At 43.7% G+C, this 16,145-nt stretch carries 21 protein-coding genes; all 21 read left to right on the plus strand.

What is annotated here, in order from left to right; genetic code table 11:
- Positions 1-129 precede the first annotated feature (129 nt).
- The 21 genes from JI735_RS19495 to JI735_RS19595 all read left to right on the plus strand — a co-directional run bounded on the left by JI735_RS19495 (position 130) and on the right by JI735_RS19595 (position 16,088).
- Positions 130-750: a hypothetical protein gene (locus JI735_RS19495; protein WP_202676339.1), complete on the plus strand. Its 621-nt coding sequence runs from the start codon at positions 130-132 to the stop codon at positions 748-750.
- 237 nt (positions 751-987) lie between these two features.
- Positions 988-1,917 carry a hypothetical protein gene (locus JI735_RS19500; RefSeq protein ID WP_202676340.1) on the plus strand — a complete coding sequence of 310 codons (930 nt, stop codon included), beginning with the start codon at positions 988-990 and terminating at the stop codon, positions 1,915-1,917.
- A 170-nt stretch (positions 1,918-2,087) separates the two neighbouring features.
- Positions 2,088-3,134, plus strand: coding sequence for a Rha family transcriptional regulator (locus JI735_RS19505; protein WP_083886498.1), 1,047 nt, complete (start codon positions 2,088-2,090; stop codon positions 3,132-3,134).
- Complete coding sequence (locus JI735_RS19510; protein WP_039833880.1) at positions 3,131-3,616, plus strand: hypothetical protein; 486 nt, start codon at positions 3,131-3,133, stop codon at positions 3,614-3,616. The genes JI735_RS19505 and JI735_RS19510 overlap by 4 nt, the downstream gene beginning before the upstream one ends.
- 5 nt (positions 3,617-3,621) lie before the next feature.
- Entirely contained in the window at positions 3,622-4,359 is a 738-nt protein-coding gene (locus tag JI735_RS36055; RefSeq protein WP_233475972.1) for a type IV secretory system conjugative DNA transfer family protein, read from the plus strand.
- Entirely contained in the window at positions 4,359-5,372 is a 1,014-nt protein-coding gene (locus JI735_RS36060) for a TraM recognition domain-containing protein (protein WP_233476499.1), read from the plus strand. Before JI735_RS36055 ends, JI735_RS36060 begins: the two co-directional genes overlap by 1 nt.
- Before the next feature lie 65 nt (positions 5,373-5,437).
- Entirely contained in the window at positions 5,438-6,256 is an 819-nt protein-coding gene (locus tag JI735_RS19520) for a S1 RNA-binding domain-containing protein (RefSeq protein WP_233475973.1), read from the plus strand.
- An 11-nt stretch (positions 6,257-6,267) separates the two neighbouring features.
- Positions 6,268-6,969, plus strand: coding sequence for a hypothetical protein (locus tag JI735_RS19525; protein ID WP_039833869.1), 702 nt, complete (start codon positions 6,268-6,270; stop codon positions 6,967-6,969).
- A gap of 295 nt (positions 6,970-7,264) precedes the next feature.
- Complete coding sequence (locus JI735_RS19530; RefSeq protein ID WP_157771295.1) at positions 7,265-7,432, plus strand: hypothetical protein; 168 nt, start codon at positions 7,265-7,267, stop codon at positions 7,430-7,432.
- Between the two features lie 235 nt (positions 7,433-7,667).
- Positions 7,668-7,835: a hypothetical protein gene (locus tag JI735_RS19535; RefSeq protein WP_157771294.1), complete on the plus strand. Its 168-nt coding sequence runs from the start codon at positions 7,668-7,670 to the stop codon at positions 7,833-7,835.
- Positions 7,832-9,190 carry a radical SAM/SPASM domain-containing protein gene (locus JI735_RS19540; protein ID WP_039833868.1) on the plus strand — a complete coding sequence of 453 codons (1,359 nt, stop codon included), beginning with the start codon at positions 7,832-7,834 and terminating at the stop codon, positions 9,188-9,190. Before JI735_RS19535 ends, JI735_RS19540 begins: the two co-directional genes overlap by 4 nt.
- 679 nt (positions 9,191-9,869) lie before the next feature.
- On the plus strand, positions 9,870-10,346 hold the full coding sequence (locus tag JI735_RS19545) for a hypothetical protein (RefSeq protein ID WP_039833867.1): 477 nt from the start codon (positions 9,870-9,872) through the stop codon (positions 10,344-10,346).
- A complete protein-coding gene (locus tag JI735_RS19550) occupies positions 10,346-10,687 on the plus strand; it encodes a helix-turn-helix domain-containing protein (RefSeq protein ID WP_039833865.1) in 342 nt (113 codons plus the stop codon). Before JI735_RS19545 ends, JI735_RS19550 begins: the two co-directional genes overlap by 1 nt.
- Before the next feature lie 90 nt (positions 10,688-10,777).
- Entirely contained in the window at positions 10,778-11,059 is a 282-nt protein-coding gene (locus JI735_RS19555) for a helix-turn-helix domain-containing protein (RefSeq protein WP_039833863.1), read from the plus strand.
- A 204-nt stretch (positions 11,060-11,263) separates the two neighbouring features.
- Positions 11,264-11,626: a hypothetical protein gene (locus JI735_RS19560; protein WP_039833861.1), complete on the plus strand. Its 363-nt coding sequence runs from the start codon at positions 11,264-11,266 to the stop codon at positions 11,624-11,626.
- A gap of 51 nt (positions 11,627-11,677) precedes the next feature.
- Positions 11,678-12,589 (plus strand): hypothetical protein, encoded by a 912-nt coding sequence (locus JI735_RS19565; protein WP_202676341.1) that lies wholly within the window; start codon positions 11,678-11,680, stop codon positions 12,587-12,589.
- Positions 12,590-12,898: 309 nt separating this feature from the next.
- Positions 12,899-13,552, plus strand: coding sequence for a hypothetical protein (locus tag JI735_RS19575; RefSeq protein WP_039833860.1), 654 nt, complete (start codon positions 12,899-12,901; stop codon positions 13,550-13,552).
- A 44-nt stretch (positions 13,553-13,596) separates the two neighbouring features.
- On the plus strand, positions 13,597-14,076 hold the full coding sequence (ssb, locus tag JI735_RS19580) for a single-stranded DNA-binding protein (protein ID WP_039833858.1): 480 nt from the start codon (positions 13,597-13,599) through the stop codon (positions 14,074-14,076).
- A gap of 249 nt (positions 14,077-14,325) precedes the next feature.
- Positions 14,326-14,496, plus strand: a complete 171-nt coding sequence (locus JI735_RS19585) for a hypothetical protein (protein WP_157771293.1) — start codon at positions 14,326-14,328, stop codon at positions 14,494-14,496.
- 4 nt (positions 14,497-14,500) lie between these two features.
- The gene (locus JI735_RS19590) at positions 14,501-15,172 is read left to right on the plus strand and encodes a RecB family exonuclease (protein ID WP_083886493.1); all 672 of its coding nucleotides are present in this window, start codon (positions 14,501-14,503) and stop codon (positions 15,170-15,172) included.
- A gap of 28 nt (positions 15,173-15,200) precedes the next feature.
- Entirely contained in the window at positions 15,201-16,088 is an 888-nt protein-coding gene (locus tag JI735_RS19595) for a hypothetical protein (RefSeq protein ID WP_039833856.1), read from the plus strand.
- Positions 16,089-16,145 lie beyond the last annotated feature (57 nt).

Here is a 16,145-nt window from a genome sequence, read left to right on the forward strand (position 1 = left end):
GGAAGCGATACGCTTCATATTAAATGCAGCGACATAATTAAATGTTAAAAACTAACTTTTATATTAAGTGCAGCATTTATAAGATACATTTCAAAATTCTAAAAAGTTGGAGTGATGCAGATGTCTTTTATGGAACAACAAGAGCAAAAAGAAGTGACGGATTTGGAGGACATGTATCGGCAGTCAGTTATGCTTTCTTTTAATTTGGGTGAAGTTCTATCTGAACGGATTCAACGATTGCCAGAAAGTACATCACCTGATCCGCTTGCCTATCCGCCGTGTCACTATCGTACCTATATGTTGGATGAGTATCCCGTACATCAGCTTTCTTACCAGGGAATGTTACCACTCTACATGAAGGAAAAGCAGTATAAGAACAAGGTTAGGGATTACTATATTCGCGCTACGATGGAAGCAACTGCAAGACTGGATATTCCTTCTCTACGCTCGGCCTTTATATATATTGGTCACTTTTTTGAGAATTTGATGATTCGTGATTTGGATAATCGCAACCGTAGCTTCTTAATTAATGCCATTCGATACGCTGGATTTATTGAAGATGATTCATGGAAGGAAATTGAAGTAATGGAATCTGGGTTTCTGGATTTGGCTCGAAAAAATCATGTTCAGATTTTTATTACGCCTTCTGAAAATGCTATGAAAATGATTGAAAATGTGCGTCGGAAATATGCTTCAGGGCATGATTTTTCGGGTATGTTCGAACCCGATAACCACCCCATGCGGACTTAACCCGATTTTTGCGAAGAAAAAATGCTGAAAATTCATACTAGACAAGGGGTTATGGGATAGCTGTCAGGAGGCCAAGAGCGAAAAGGTGGGAAGAGGCTACCGCAAAACGCAGTTGAGCGGGAGATTCTGACCACTCGTTCCACCTCCCCCGTCCATTAACCCAGCAAAACCCCCTTCCAAGTCCACAGCAGCTAAAATAGGGGCGCATTCAATTTCCAGCAGAAAGGAGTGAATACCATGCCAAGACAGCGAGAATGGACAGATCGCGACCTGTCTATACTGCACGAACTGTATGAGTTAAGAGAGATGACCAAGGGACAAATTGTGACCAAGCACTTTTCCAATGGTGAAAAATATGGGAATAAACGCCTGTATATCATGAAGAAAGAAGGGCTGATTACTTCGCATGTTTTCGGGAAGAGGATGGCGGGCCAAACAGTAACCGCGGCCTATGTCCGATTGACCGAAGCGGGGATGGACTTATTAATCGAGCACGGTTTATTGGACAGCAAGAACTATCGGGCAAGGGATTTGGGTTTGTCTATCCAACAGAGGCAGTACATTACGGATGCAAATGAGCTTTATGTGCAAATACCGGAAGTGCCTTTTATGGACTCACGGGCAATCAAACGCAAATATCATCTCAACCGTGGGAATTTGACGGTCGGCGGCTTTCGTACCGCTGAGGGGGACTATATGATCTACCTGCTCATGCCCGATGCTAGAAACCAGACGCTGATAAAGATCATCACGGAAATTAAGAAGCACCCGAAATTGCGAGGCTACTTGATCTACTACAAAAGCAGGCCCATCAAAGACGCATTTGAAGGCATGAGTAACAAAATGGGATTAGTAACCGGAGGGATTCCCGTTCATTTGCTGCCGTTCGATGAAATCGGAATCACATTGACTCGGCAGTACATCCTGTCAACAAACGCGTTTTTAAATCTGCAAAAGTTGTTGTCTCAATATGGGCAGTTAACCCGAGTAAAGGAAGGCAGCAACAAATACGGATTCCTTTATGGAATTCGAAGAAGCGACGGGCTTCCAACGCCATATGTCATTGAGGTGCTGATTGGCGACATCATGATTTATAAACGATGCCTAAGAAATTACAATGTGGATGCTTACCAGAGAGAGGGCGGCGAGTCCTTCTTTTTTGTTTAGAGACGGAAGTCGAGCGGTACAAACAGGAGTTATCAAGTGCGGCACATGTAGATATTGTGGGTATCTCGAAAGAAAGCATTGAACGGAGTTTTGAAAGGGGGGATTCGTAAAGCTAAAGCAGACTATTTATCTAACACACATCAAGTAGTGATTTGAAAGGAGATTTGTATATGCAAGAACTGGTTTACTTGGAGAACGGCCATCCAGTGACGGATAGCTTGATGGTGGCTGAGGTATTTGGCAAAGTCCACAAAAACGTTTTGCGTGACATTGAAACATTGGGGTGTAGCGAAGAATTCTCACGGCTCAATTTTGGGCAGTCAACTTATGCTAACGAACGGGGCCGTGAATATCCGAAGTACACCATCACACGGGATGGATTTACCAAATTGGCGATGGGATACACTGGTAAATCAGCCATGCAGTTTAAAGAGCGCTACATTCAGGAATTCAATCGGATGAGCAAGGAATTTCAAGAGATCAAAGACGGAGTCCAGGTACTGAATCAGAAGACGACACCGGAGCTTCTGATCCAAATGGAACAGCCGGAAGTGATCCCGCTCTACGATCTGAATCAGCCGTGGGCTTTCAAACCGAATCCTGTGTACGTCAGCGCCGTGCTTGATTTTCCGACAAAAGATGTTTTGTTGCAGGCAGTAGGTTATATCGGAGCGATTGAGCGTGAGCAGATGATTGACCTGTTCGGAGTGGGGCAAAAGCATATTCATTCGATGATGTGCAAAGGAGAGTTGCTTCCTCATGAGTTGTGGCTAAATGGACGAAAGCAAATCGTCTATACTTTGGGGCTGCGAGGAAGTGAATGGATGGGTATTAAATCGGAACGCCTTGAATACTGGAGTATAGCAGAGTTATTGGAGAAGCTGATCTTCTTTGAATTCGTCAAATATTTGCAGGCCAAAGAGCCTTGCGTGTCGGTTGAAATCAAGGCAGAGAAAACACCTTTTGTCGGTCGTATTTCACTTGCTGATGATGAATACAAGGTCATTGTTTTGCAGCGTCCAATCAGTCGTTTTGTAATGCCGGAAGATGATGGTACAGCAATATTTATTTTGACTTCAAATGACGAATATATAATGCCGTTCAAACAACAGTTTGAGCAGGGTGTCCATTACAACTACACTTCCTTTATGCCGGTTATCCCAATTGAAAAGTCTACAGATACCGATCCGTTCGACTTTCTGAATGAACTGCCATGATCGGATTCGTATGGCTCATGCTCACTCTCGGCGGGTGGGTTTATTTGTATTGGCGTTTGCCGGATTGTGCAGGTTTCTGGAGTTGGCTCCCGGTTATCTTGTGCTTGATTGTCTACATGTACGGTTGGGTGCTGGAGCATCGGAATAAGCTGATCTATTTCTTTACGGGTCTTTTGTGGACGGGTATGGCGTTGAGCGGGAGACTCCATGCTTTTTTAAAGGGCCAGCCTGATTCTCCGTTGTCTGCTGCTGCCGGTTTCCACGCTGCTCTGATTGCCGGACTTATTTTCTCATCGTTCATCACCTTTGCCAATTCCCGTTTGCAGCATAACTTGCTGAATCGGCGTGGCAATGTCAGCAAGCAGCAACTCGTAGCCGTCAAACCCACTCCCGTTGACCGCTGGAAAAAGCTCAAACGTCTATTTATTCGTAGTCCAGATATAGAACTGAACTTAGGTGAAGAAATCCCGATGAAGGAGTGAGGTGAATGATTCGCTGGAGTGGAAGTGACCTATTTACACACATGCTAGTTGTTGGCCCTACCCGCTGCGGGAAGACGGCGACCTTGCTGAAGCCGATCATCTACCAACTGCTTCTCATGAAGAAACGGGGTATCCCCTTGGGACTATCCGTAGTTGAGCCAAAGGGTGACATGGCAGGCATGGTCAATGAAATGTGCGGGGAAATGAACTTGCCCTGTGTTCATGTCGATCCGACGATTTCAAACAGCGCTCGGTTTCCTGTGATGAAGGGAGATGAAGACGATGTGGCGGAAGCGACCGTTACCGTGTTGAAATCCATGTTCGGGAAGCAGGAGGCATTTTTCGCCACGGTACAGGAGTTAGCTGGGCGAAATATCACGAAACTGCTGAAACGTCTTCATCTGGATGATGTCAATTTGGGTGATGTCCTTCGGACGATGCGGGATCAGAAACTGTTGGAAGATAAGGTGCAGGAGTTGCGTTTCAAGGAAGGTGAGTCCGATCTGGTACAGTTTTTTCAATCCGAGCTACTTGGGGCGCAGAAGGAAAAGTATCAACAGTTTGTCATTGGCCTTCGCGCCCAATTGGAGAACCTGACTTCAAATCGCCATTTGGAGCCTATTTTAACGGGACACTCCGATTTTGATATGGACAAGCATTATGCTGAGGGGGTATCCTTGCCGTCAATACCGCAATGGGGAAGCTGCGAAAAGCTGGGGATGCCTTCGGTCAATTTGTCGTGATGCATCTGCAAAGCGGAACGTTCCGCAGGCCGGGAACGGAGCGCACGCGCGTACCGCATATCATGATCGTAGATGAATATTCACGCTATATTAACCCAGATGTGGAGCTGTTTCTGTCCATTGCCGCTGAGTTCAAGACAGCCGGGATTTTCGCGATTCAGTCTCTAGGCCAACTTGAAGTCGAGAGCGGGAAAATCAACGCCAAAGCCATGAAGCAATCCATCCTGACCAGTTGCCGGAATAAAATTTCGTTTGGCGGCTTGGCGTACCAGGATGCAGTAGAATTCAGCCGGGAGTTTGGCAAAAAGCAGATTATCAGTAGACAAAGCACGTTCAAACAGCAGTTGCTCCTTCCGAACATCCTGCCTGAAAACTACCGGGATACGGAAAAGGAAGAAGACCGCATATTCTACACGCAATTGATGGACGGCTTGCCGAAGTTTCATTACGTAGCGAAGCTGCTGGAGGACGGAACGCCGCTGCCACCGAAGATCGGCAAGGGCGTGTTCGTGCCGCAGGATTGGAAAGAGCGGCGGGAATGGGAACCTGCAAAAAAGTTCTGGGCGTTTAAACATCATTTCAAACACAAACATGATGAGCAGATTTCGGATCAGGTTACAGCACAGAAAATTGAGGAACAAAAAGGAGAGAAAACGGCATTTCCATCAAGACTGACCTTCATAAGCAGTGAACAAAAAGAATCTGATAAGAGAACAGAAGCACTTATAAAAGACATTTCACATATTCCTACACATATTAAAGTCAGGGAAGAAAACGCATTTGAAATGTATTTATTTTGTTGGATTTTAGATGAGTTAAAGCTCGAATATAACGAGAATGATTTATGGGGAGACATCACCCAACACGAAGATGCCAATACAGCCTTTGATATGCTGTCTCGGATTTATGGAAGTAAAAACCCTACTCTAATAAAATTACACAGTGAATTTCAGCTTCACAAACAGCAAGTAATGCAACCTAATGTAGCACTTGAAGAAGACCCATTTGAGTAACACCCTCACTGACCTTCGGTGAGGTTATTTATATTGCCAAAATTTTAATTATGGAGGTTTTACACATGAGCGAAGAACTGAAGCGTGTACTGATTGAAGGTTATGACAAGGATAAGCTGGAGCAAAGCGGATATGATGAAGGTTGGGCGCAGATATACAGTGCCAAGCAAAACAATCTGATCCTGCAAGCTGAAATGGTCGGGGTGGAGGTCAAGCTGAAGAAGCTATGCGGTGTGGTGATGGTCGGTGAAGTCCGGGGCTATATTCCACAGGAATTCTCCGGTGTTTCGGACGCACATGCCTTCCGGCAACTGCTTGGCGAGCCGGTAGCCTTCAAAATCGTATCCTATGACCGTGATGGGGATACTTTCATTGCTTCACGGCAAGCAGCCATAGAACATATGGAGGGCATGACGTGGAAGTGGCTGGAGCAAGGAGCGGTTATTACCGCCGTGGTACGTTCCATTCAGGCCAAGGTAATGACCGTGGATATTGGCGGGATCTCTATTGAGCTGCCGGTTCAGGAATTTGGATACGGTTGGACGGAAGACTTGCGAGATGTGGCAGAAATTGGAGATCACTTTAAAGTTAAAGTCTTGAAACTGGACAGGGAGCAAAAGAAGGTTGTCATCAGCAAAAAGGCGCTGGATAAAAGCCCGTGGCCGGATTGCAGCAAGCGCTATAACACGAGAGGAGAGTATATTGGGACGGTTTCCGGTGTCGTGGAATACGGTGTTTTTGTAAATCTGGAACGTGGTGTGGATGCCTTGGTTCGGCATATGCCATTTGACAAAGTGAAGCAAGGCGACCGTGTGTTTCTTCGTATTCTCCGCGTTGACATGAAAAAGGAGCAAATCTTTGGGCAAATTACGCGGAAGCGGTAAGGAGGCGCAGGATGGAGAAACAGCATGGAGATCGGGCAGAAGCCCGGTCTCCCTTTTCATTAACGCATGAATGGATGTTTGTTCCTACGATTCTATCAGAGCCGATTTCCGCGGGCTATGCTCCGATTCGGTTGCCGATGGAAGAGATTGGGCTTCAAGCCATCGGGCAAATTGGCTGTATCGGCAGCGTGCAGATGACTCGCCTTTTTCATTGGCGCAGGCATCAGGTGAGGCGAATGCTGGCTGAGAAGAAGCTAGTACAGCACGAGTTAAAAAAGAACAAGAATACCATCCCGATCTTTACGTTAGGCCCGCGGAGTATCCAGCTTTTGAAATCCGGTCAGAGTGTGAATAGCTGGAGTCATTGGGATATTCCATCGGTATTATCCAAACTGGTGTTCTTTCAATTTGCTGCTGCTCTGCATGAGAAACAAAAGGGTTTTCAAATCCTTCCCGCAGCATCGCCATTTACAGGTAAGGTTCAAATTGGGGACCTTCTGCGGTATATATTGGTGGTGCGCGGAAATTCGGACATGACGGCAACAGAAAGAGAGCTGCGCCGATGTAGTCAGCCGATCATAGTGATAACGGAGAACTTGGAGGAGGTATCCTTGCTAAATCCGTTGCTGGCTTCTGCTCGTTTATTACTGGATACGGACTTACGAGAAGACTACACATTTTTTCGGCAGCAAAATGGCATCTGGCAGAGATAATAATCTTTAACACTGTTAGGTCTCCTACTGAGGTAGAGGCCATAATTGCCGTCCAAGGTCTCGGTGTTATCGGATGACTCTCCTTTGTTGTGTATTAGAATTCGTTTGGAATGTAGTTTTGGCACAAGAGTCACAGTTCTAATAAACAATTAGGAATAGGAAATTGGGTCGTATCCAATTAAAAACTCTTTTTAATAACTTTGTGCGAATAAACAAATATCTGATTTTTTGTATGTATATAATACGTAATCTTTTCAAACAATAAAAGTAAATTCTTGAAGAAAGGAGAATACTTTTGGAAAATCAAGAACAAAAGCAGGGTTTCAAAATTGTAAAAATTAATACACTTCAGGCAAAAGAATTGTCGGATTTAAAAGTTGAAGATTTATGGGTTTTTCAACCTGCTGATGCAGTACCATCTGGTGCCACGCTTTGCGGATGCAGAAATATCTGTATAGCATGATAAATTAAAAAAATTGATTACAAACAGAATATGGACAGATGATTCTTCCCAAGACATTTAATTGTATAAGGGAAGAATCATCTATAAGTACAGTTGTTAGTGGAGTTTTAAGAAAGCGTATCGGTTACTCAAACTCGCTACTAAACAGTGCAAAAAAAATGAATGATTCTAGCTATGCTGAATTATTAGATTGATTTGAGCAAATTTAATTAAACTTGAAAAGAGGATTCGTGAAATGGAAGATGATAGAAAAAAAGTAGGGTTGGAAATTGTAAAGATTAATACTCTTAAAGAAAAAGAACTTGAGAATATAAAAATAAATGAATTATGGGTTATACATCCATCTGAAGAAGTACCATCTGGGACTAGGCTCTGTGGTTGTAGAGCGGTGTGTCAAGTATGAACAACAAACTATTTAAATGTTCAAAGTACAATCACAAAGTTAAATTTGATGATTCTAACAATAGTTTTTTATTCAATTGTTTAAAAGGAGGTTTTATAAAATTACCTAAAGAGGTTGCTTTGATTTTGGATGGAATTTGTGACGATAAACCACTTTATTTAAATAATAATCAAAAAGAAAATGAGGTTATTAATGCCCTTCTAAAAGGGGGATTTATTGTTCCAGTTGATTTTGATGAGTTGCAAGTTATAGAAGATAATTTCAATTCCGTTTCAAATTCACAAATTCTTTCGGTAACAATTGCAACAACAATGGACTGCAACCTTGAGTGCTACTATTGTTATCAAAAGCGTAATGGAATTCAATTGACCAGAGAAGTGTGCGATAGTGTAGTATCTCAAATTAATCAAAAACTATCTCAAGGTAAATATAAAAAGCTCAAGGTTGATTGGTATGGTGGTGAACCGCTATTAGCTTTCGAACAAATTAAATATCTCTCGGAAAAGTTCATCCAACTTACTGATAAACTGAAAATTGAATATAATGCAAGCATGGTATCAAATGGAACTCGACTAACTCCGAATATTGTTGATGAATTATCAGAGTTAAAGGTGTCCAATATTCAGATTACTCTAGACGGGCCACAACAAATACATAATAATAACCGTCCATTCAAAGGAGGAAATCCGAGCTTTAATTCTGTATTGAATGGTATCAAAAATTCATCGAAAAAGATTGATATTGCAATAAGAATTAACGTTAATAGGGAAACAGTAAGTATGGCTTATGAACTCCTTGAGCAGCTTAGTAACCAAGTTGTATTTACAAGAGAAAGAAGGATAATACCATATATTTCAATGATAGGCCCTATCAGTTCAGTGTGTACTAATTTAGAATCTGACACGATTTCGTTTGAAGAATTTTATAGGCATGTGTTAAGTTTTCAGAAAGAGGTGCTTAAGAGATTTCCGAATTTAGAAGTCGAAGATGTAGTTGAGATTCCAAAGGTGAAATATAGAGCGTGTGGGGCACAAAATCCTAACTCCATCTGTATTGATCCTAATGGGCAGGTGTTTAAATGTGGAGTAGATGTTCATGATAAATCGTTAGGCGGTTCACATATTTGGGAAGACTACCATAACCACTCAAATTTCACAAAGTGGGTTGATTTGAATCCATTAAAAATAAATGAATGTATGAATTGCAAATTCTTACCTTTATGTATGGGCGGATGTGTTAAACATAATTTCAAAAAGGGGGGGTTTTATGAAAAAGAGTCATGTATCCATTGGAATGCCTCTTTAGATTTAATTTTAAAACAAATAATTGAATTGAAAAATGAAAAAATTGTGTGAATTTGGATCTAACAGAGAAATACCTATTGGTATCGAATTGAATTATTGAGACAATGAATTATTGACGCGTGCTTGTAAACACTTGGGTGGTCATGCTTGATTTGTATTCCAGACCAACCTTAAGATGACCGAAGTCTTAATCCAGTGCTGACGTCAGCCCGGCTAATGCTGGACACGGATTTGCGAGAGGACTATACGTTTTTCCGGCAGCAAGACGGTGTGTGGAAGTGATAGGGAATTACATGCGAACATGTGCTTGTATAGTTTACCAACATGTGCTAGAATAAAAGTGTAATTTTTTGTATCCCTAAACTCCCTTTGATAAGCCGGAGACAAGGGTTTGGCCCACCGCTTTGACTTTGATCTTCACAAAGTCGTTTAGAGCATGGGATGTTCCAAAAGAACATTAGCATTGCCCTCGATCCTGCTGATTTTTCTCTACTGAAGAAGAGAAAAGGAAGAGTGAGGTAAAAGCAGGCCAAAAGGCGAAAGCCACCCTGGATTCCGAAACTCCCGTTTGCTGGAGACAAGGAATGATGAAGTCCGAAAGGCTCTGAACAAAGCAATGGTATGCGCGTGCGATTTGTAATGAGTAGTGATTAAAAGCCGATTTTTACATGGATGATTCCGTGTGGAAATCGGCTTTTTTGCGTTTTATAAAAAATGAAGGGATGGTATAATGGAGATAGTTCTGTGGTTCCTGGAAGATGAAAACGGTTGTTCTCAAGTACTTGAAACCATAAAATCCTTGGGTGAAGAAGCTGGAGGTAGCCCGGAAAAGGGGCAGTTGTCTCTCTATGTTTTAAGCGCATTGGACTTTTTGGAAAGCATTGGGCTTCCACTTGCTCTAACCGTATTTTTCACAACGAAGCGTAAGGATGGAGGGCTTTACACCATTAGAGTTGTAAAAGAACTCGTAAATCACCCTCCACTACTTGAATTTCGAGTGAATTGGCGTGGAGCTGGTGCATTCAGAGCTTTGTTTTTTGCGTATGAGATCAAAGACATTCAATTTTTGGTATTTGTAAGAGCAACCATCAAATTAGCTACCTACTCTCCGGAATTTGAAAAGATCATAAAGGTTACGAAATCTGTATATTCGACATTCATCCAATCTCCAGAGAAGTACATTAACCTAAAAGGAGATGAAGAGTGATGGGTAAATACGATCACTTGAAAAAAGGATACAGGGAAGCTGTATCTATTTTACGGGAAGTTCCGGGAGTTGCTGAGTATGCGGACAGTGCCGAAGTGGCCATAGGACGGATGATCACGGAAAGACGAAAAGAGCTGGGCTACGATCTTCAGCAATTAGCAGATGTGTCGGGTGTATCTTTTGCTGATGTCTGCGTGATTGAAATGGGGTTGACTCATCATCGAGCGGGGCTTGTTGTTACGCCGGATGCGTTATCCAAGCTGTTCAAAGCCTTACAGATTGAAGGACTCAGACCTATGGCAGATGAAGAGGCTGCTGCATACGCAGCAAACGAAGCCTAGAACTTTATTAAAGCTAAGAAGCCGATTTTTCAGTTTCATTTTGAAAGACGGCTTTTTTTTATTTACGTACTGTCCGAAAGGGGAGAGGGAATGCCGAAACAGCCAGGACAAGATTTTTTGGAGTTTATACAGGAAGCTCGTCAAGACCCTGAAATTTCTGCTTACTTGGATAGCTTCTCGGTCGCAGTAGCAAATGCTGTTTTAGCTAGGCGATTTGCTTTAGGATGGACACAATGTAAGCTGGCTAAGCAAGCGGGCATAACGCATGATTGCGTCTCCCAGATCGAAGCGGGGTCTGAGGATGTTAAGATGCTGACTCTCAATGCTGTTTTTAGAGCGCTGGGCTTTAAGGCATTTGAAGCGAAGGTTTGAAAGGATGAATCCTACGAGTTAGTACAGTAATTTGAAAAAGGATTTTAATTGGATGCGGCCCATTATAGATGAAGAAGCCGCTACCTCTATGACTCACTAATTAAAACCTAAGACTGTTTTTTAAAAGCCGATTTTTGCATGAGACAATCATGTGGAGATCGGCTTTTTTGCATTTTATACAAACGCCGAAAGGATGTGCAATTCATGTCCAGTTCAAAGGTAACGAGATTATTTAAGCGTCTGTTTCACGCCAAGCATCGCCAAGAGGAAGCTTCAATTGCCAACCAGCCCACTGCTGCCATTTCGAAGGAACAGCAGTGGGAACAGATGAAGGCCAGATGGGAAGACGAACGTAAGGCATCTTCATCTGAAGCGGTACTGAATGACTTGCTTCGGCAAACGTATGAAGCGGAAGTCATGGAGAATGTCCAATCCACGTTGGAAGAAGCATTGTCTCTGCTGGATGATGCTGCTTCTGAAGCACCGGAACCGTTAAAAAGTGAAATCACGGCGATCTGGAGGGCGCTGGATGAACTGGTGCAAAAGACATTTACTGAGTCAAATTAAAATTACGAACAGGAGCTGAAAAACGATGGGGAAAACACACAACTTTCCATAATGGAGAAGGTCGTTGTCCAAGGCAATTTGGATGCATTGAAGCCACAGGAGAGACTGGAATACTACAGCAAGATTTGCGAAAGTCTTGGCCTGAATCCGCTGACGCGTCCGTTTGAGTATTTGAATCTGGATGGCAAGCTGGTGCTGTATGCCAAGCGTGATGCAACGGATCAGCTTCGGAAGATCCATTCGATCAGTATTGCAATCACGAACCGGGAACGTATAGGGGACGTGTATTGTGTTACCGCGAAGGCGACAACCTCCGATGGTCGTTGTGACGAATCGGTTGGTGCGGTTCCTCTGATTAAGGAGGAGAAAATTTTCGATGAATTGCGGCATAAGAAGGTTTCGACGGGAAGGATGTTGCCACTCACTCCTGATGAGTTTGCCGTTGCGGTCATGAAATGTGAGACGAAGGCGAAGCGGAGAGTGACGCTTTCCATCGCTGGACTTGGCATGATGGATGAAAGCGAACTAGATGTTATTGATGTGACTCCAACTCCAGAAGCTGGCACGGAGAGTAGTCCTACGTTACCTGCCGGGAATTCATCCTCAGTCAAGCAGCAGTCTTCACAAGACTCAAAGCAACAGCGACAGGGTAGAGGGGAAGTTCCGAAGCAGACGCAACAACGGACACCCAGTGAGCAGCCACAAGGCACATCAAATGGTACTTCGCAGGGTTACCGACTGCTGGATTTCGCAACCGGCACTTCTCCAGGAGGAGTTACCTTCGCCAAAATGAAAGTCAACAATTTAGCGACCGGGGAAGAAGAGGTGTTAATTGCTCGTTCTCCAGAAGCATTGGAACAGGTGAATGACATCCAAAACGACTCGGTATTCGAGCTGACAGTTGAAATTGAAAATGGATTTAAAATCGTGAAATCAGTGCATATCATCGGTAATGCAGCATGATTACCTTTACAGATGGAACAGCGCTGATTTGTGTACTCCCTTCGAATTCTTCCGATGGTGTGTATCTGGTACGGGCTGAGCCGATGGGTGATATCTTACTCATCAGCCACGAATGCCCGGCGTGCAACTTTAACAATAAAAGGAGTTGTAGGCATGTAGCCATTGCCAGCGAGATATATAAGCGCTGGCAATGGTGGGAACCAGCCAAGGAAATTAAAACAGTGACGAAACGAATTGTTCTACAGCCCGATTGGGAGCCTGTGACACTTTCCGTCACGATGGAGGAAGCACTACGGGCGGTGAGCGTCCATGCTTCCTGAGATTGTGGAAGTGGCGAAGCTTCATCAATTGGAGCTGAACCATCGAACGATTCATAACGAAGAAGTACTGGCGAAATGTCCGTTTTGTCAGGAGGACAGTAAGCCGGGGAAACGGCGCAGATTTTATCTCTCGCTCAACAGCCAGGGTCAAGTATTTCGCTGCTGGTACTGTGGTGAAAGCGGAGGTGTTCTGCGCTTCATTTCCCTTCTGGAAGGTGTAAACGAAGAAGAAGTCAAAGAGCGATACCGAAGCCAGGATAAAAGACGAAGTCGGAAACGGCATCCTGTCGAACAATGGTCAACCGGACAGCGGAGAGTCTACCGTGTCATTTACGGCGGAAAAGAACCGGACTGGCAGGTCATGCGGAAGCGGGATTACTCGTACTACTTGCGAACCTTGGACTGGATGCAGACGCAGTGGAATGAGATTGTACAGCATGAGCTTGAACGAGCGTATTTCTGGCTGCTGCTTGGCATTCATTCAGGGCGGTATGCACACTATATTGCCCGCATCCAGTCAAGAGAAAAGCTTCTTGAAATTCCGCTGCTGAGTCCGGTGCTGGAACTTTTCTCGCGCTCATCACGTCCAGGTTGGACCGTGGAAGTCGAAGAATTTATTCAAAGATACATGTCCCATCCTTAAAGCCCTGAACCGGTAGCGGCAGGCATGGAAATGGAGGTTTAAATATGAGTTTGAATCAAGTGGTACTGATTGGTCGCCTGACCAAAGAAGCTGAGTTGCGGTATACGCCTGCTGGTGTTGCCGTGGCCCAGTTTACGCTTGCGGTGGATCGGCCTTTCACGAATCAAGGTGGTGAGCGCGAAGCCGACTTTATTCCAGTTGTTGTTTGGAAGACGGTTGCTGAAAATGTCGCGAACTACCTGAATAAAGGGAGTCAGGTGGCGGTGACCGGACGCATTCAGATTCGGAACTATGAGAATAACGAGGGACGGCGCGTTTATGTCACGGAGGTTATTGGGCAAAACGTTCAGTTTTTGACTCCTAATCAAAACGGTAACAGCTCGGGCCAACAATCCTCTGGAGGGAAGAGTTCAGGCGGCAGTACAAACCGAAATGGACAGTCCAATCGTCAAAATGGTTCGAATCAAGGGACGAATTCTGGGGGTAATGCCTGGGGAATTAACGATGCGGATCTTCCGTTTTGATACATTGACCGATAATGACTGATGATCGTCAGCGCTTAAAAAATGAAAGGTGGTACATATCATGCTAAGTCGTGAAAAAGTCATAAATCACTTGATGGAGCATTGTTCGGATACAAATTCCTAAAAAGATCGTTTCATTAAAGATATGCTCGTCTTGATCGAGTTCGGCAACTTTGAACCAGATGATGATGAACTGGAACCGGCAGAAGAATTTTATTGATTAAAAACCAGAACATGGAGGTATGTCTTATGAATTCATTTGATGTAACGTTGGAAGATATGAAAGCAATGCCCGCTGGAAGTGTCGTTGGTATTGCTTGTGATAATTGTGAAGGGCATGAAGATCACACCAAGCAACTAGATGGAACTTGGAAATGCAATTGGTGTGATGATGTGAAGAACATAGACCAGTGGACATGAAAGAATGATCTACTCCTATTCCCGTCTATCTCTTTACGAGACTTGCCCGTATCGCTTTTATATAAAATACATTTTGGGCAAATCAGAGCCGGTCACGAAACCGCTGGCACTTGGAAAAGCTGTTCATAAGGCCATAGAGCTGAAGATCAATGGGGAGACAGAAGCAGAAGCCATAGCAGCCGGACTCATTGAAGCCGACTTTCATCCAGAGGTAACGGGAGAGGAAATGCAGCAATTACTCTCCCGTGCTCCGATGGAGGTTGGTGAAACTGAAGTTCATTTTCAGCTTCCACTCGGCTCAGGAATCAGCCTTCAGGGGTATGTAGACTGGATCAAAAAAGACCAGTTCAAGGACTGGAAATCGAACTGGCGACCTTACGGCCCGAATGAAACATGGCAGCTAATGCTTTATGCATGGGCGCTGATGAAGGTGAGAGGACTTAAGCAAATACGAGGCGCGCTTTACTTCCTGCGTTTTCGTCGTGAAGAAGCTTATGTATACAGCCTTTTGGAAGCAGTGAAAGCCAGAGACTGGGCGCTTCGTTTAGCCGAAGAGATTGAATTGAAGATTTCTTGTCTGGATTCCTTTTCAGATATGAAATCTTTTTTATTTCCAGCCACACCGGGTAGCCACTGTAAGCATTGCCCATTTGTGCTGGATTGTTATTCATATTAGAAAAAATCAGAAAGGATGTTGAACAACAATGGGTCATTTTACATTAGGTGTAATTACGGAAGTTTTGGAAAATGTCGGAGAATTGTTGGCCCCTTATCAAGCAAACGGTAAAGGGAGTTGCCCAAAGAAATATCTTCAATTCAACGCTATTGTCGAAGAGGCATATAGGCAAAGATATGAAACCGAATCGGAAGAGTTCGTTCAAATGGAAGATGGACGGTTGGTTTCTCCATACGATAACATCTTTCAAACGGTTAAAGCCGATAGTCTGGCGTCGAAATATGAAGTCCCTGCACATTTGAAACGTGTACAGGTTCCACATAAGGAGAAGTACGTCTCCTTTGATGAGTACATGATTCAATATGAAGGCTATCGCTTAAAGGACGAAGAAACCGGAAAATGGGGTTATTGGGAAAACCCGAACGCGAAATGGGACGGGTGGACGGTTAGCGATAGACGGTCAAATTTACTCTTGCTGAAATCAGGCGAGCAAGCTAATCCAGCTAAAATTAAGGACATATTCTTCGCTGAACAACTCGAAGAATATGAAGGGCTGACGGTGGAGATTGAAGGAATGCATGTGCCTGCTGTACTGGCTCCGAATTTTCAGATCATGCTCCAAAAATCATTCCACAATTGGGAAGAAAACATTTCGGGCAAAGGATACTATAAACCGGAATACTATTTGAAAAGATACGGAGATAAGCCAGGCTATCTTCGGGAAATGCTAAATATTTCCCCTTCTGCGGTGATAACGCCGGACGGAGTTTGGCATTCGAAACAGCAGGAGATAGGGTGGTACGCAGAAAACCCGAAGGATAACAAACTTAAAATCTTTCATGATTCTTTTTATAACATATTCATTAAAACTGTGAACCCGGAGCATTATTTGGTTGTAGTGGATTGCCATATTTGAAAGTTTCAAACCATTTGAATGAACACCTATTAAAAGACGAGTCATCTCCCTATGAGG

This window comes from Paenibacillus sonchi (assembly GCF_016772475.1).
In the GTDB taxonomy this organism is placed as follows: domain Bacteria; phylum Bacillota; class Bacilli; order Paenibacillales; family Paenibacillaceae; genus Paenibacillus_AQ; species Paenibacillus_AQ sonchi.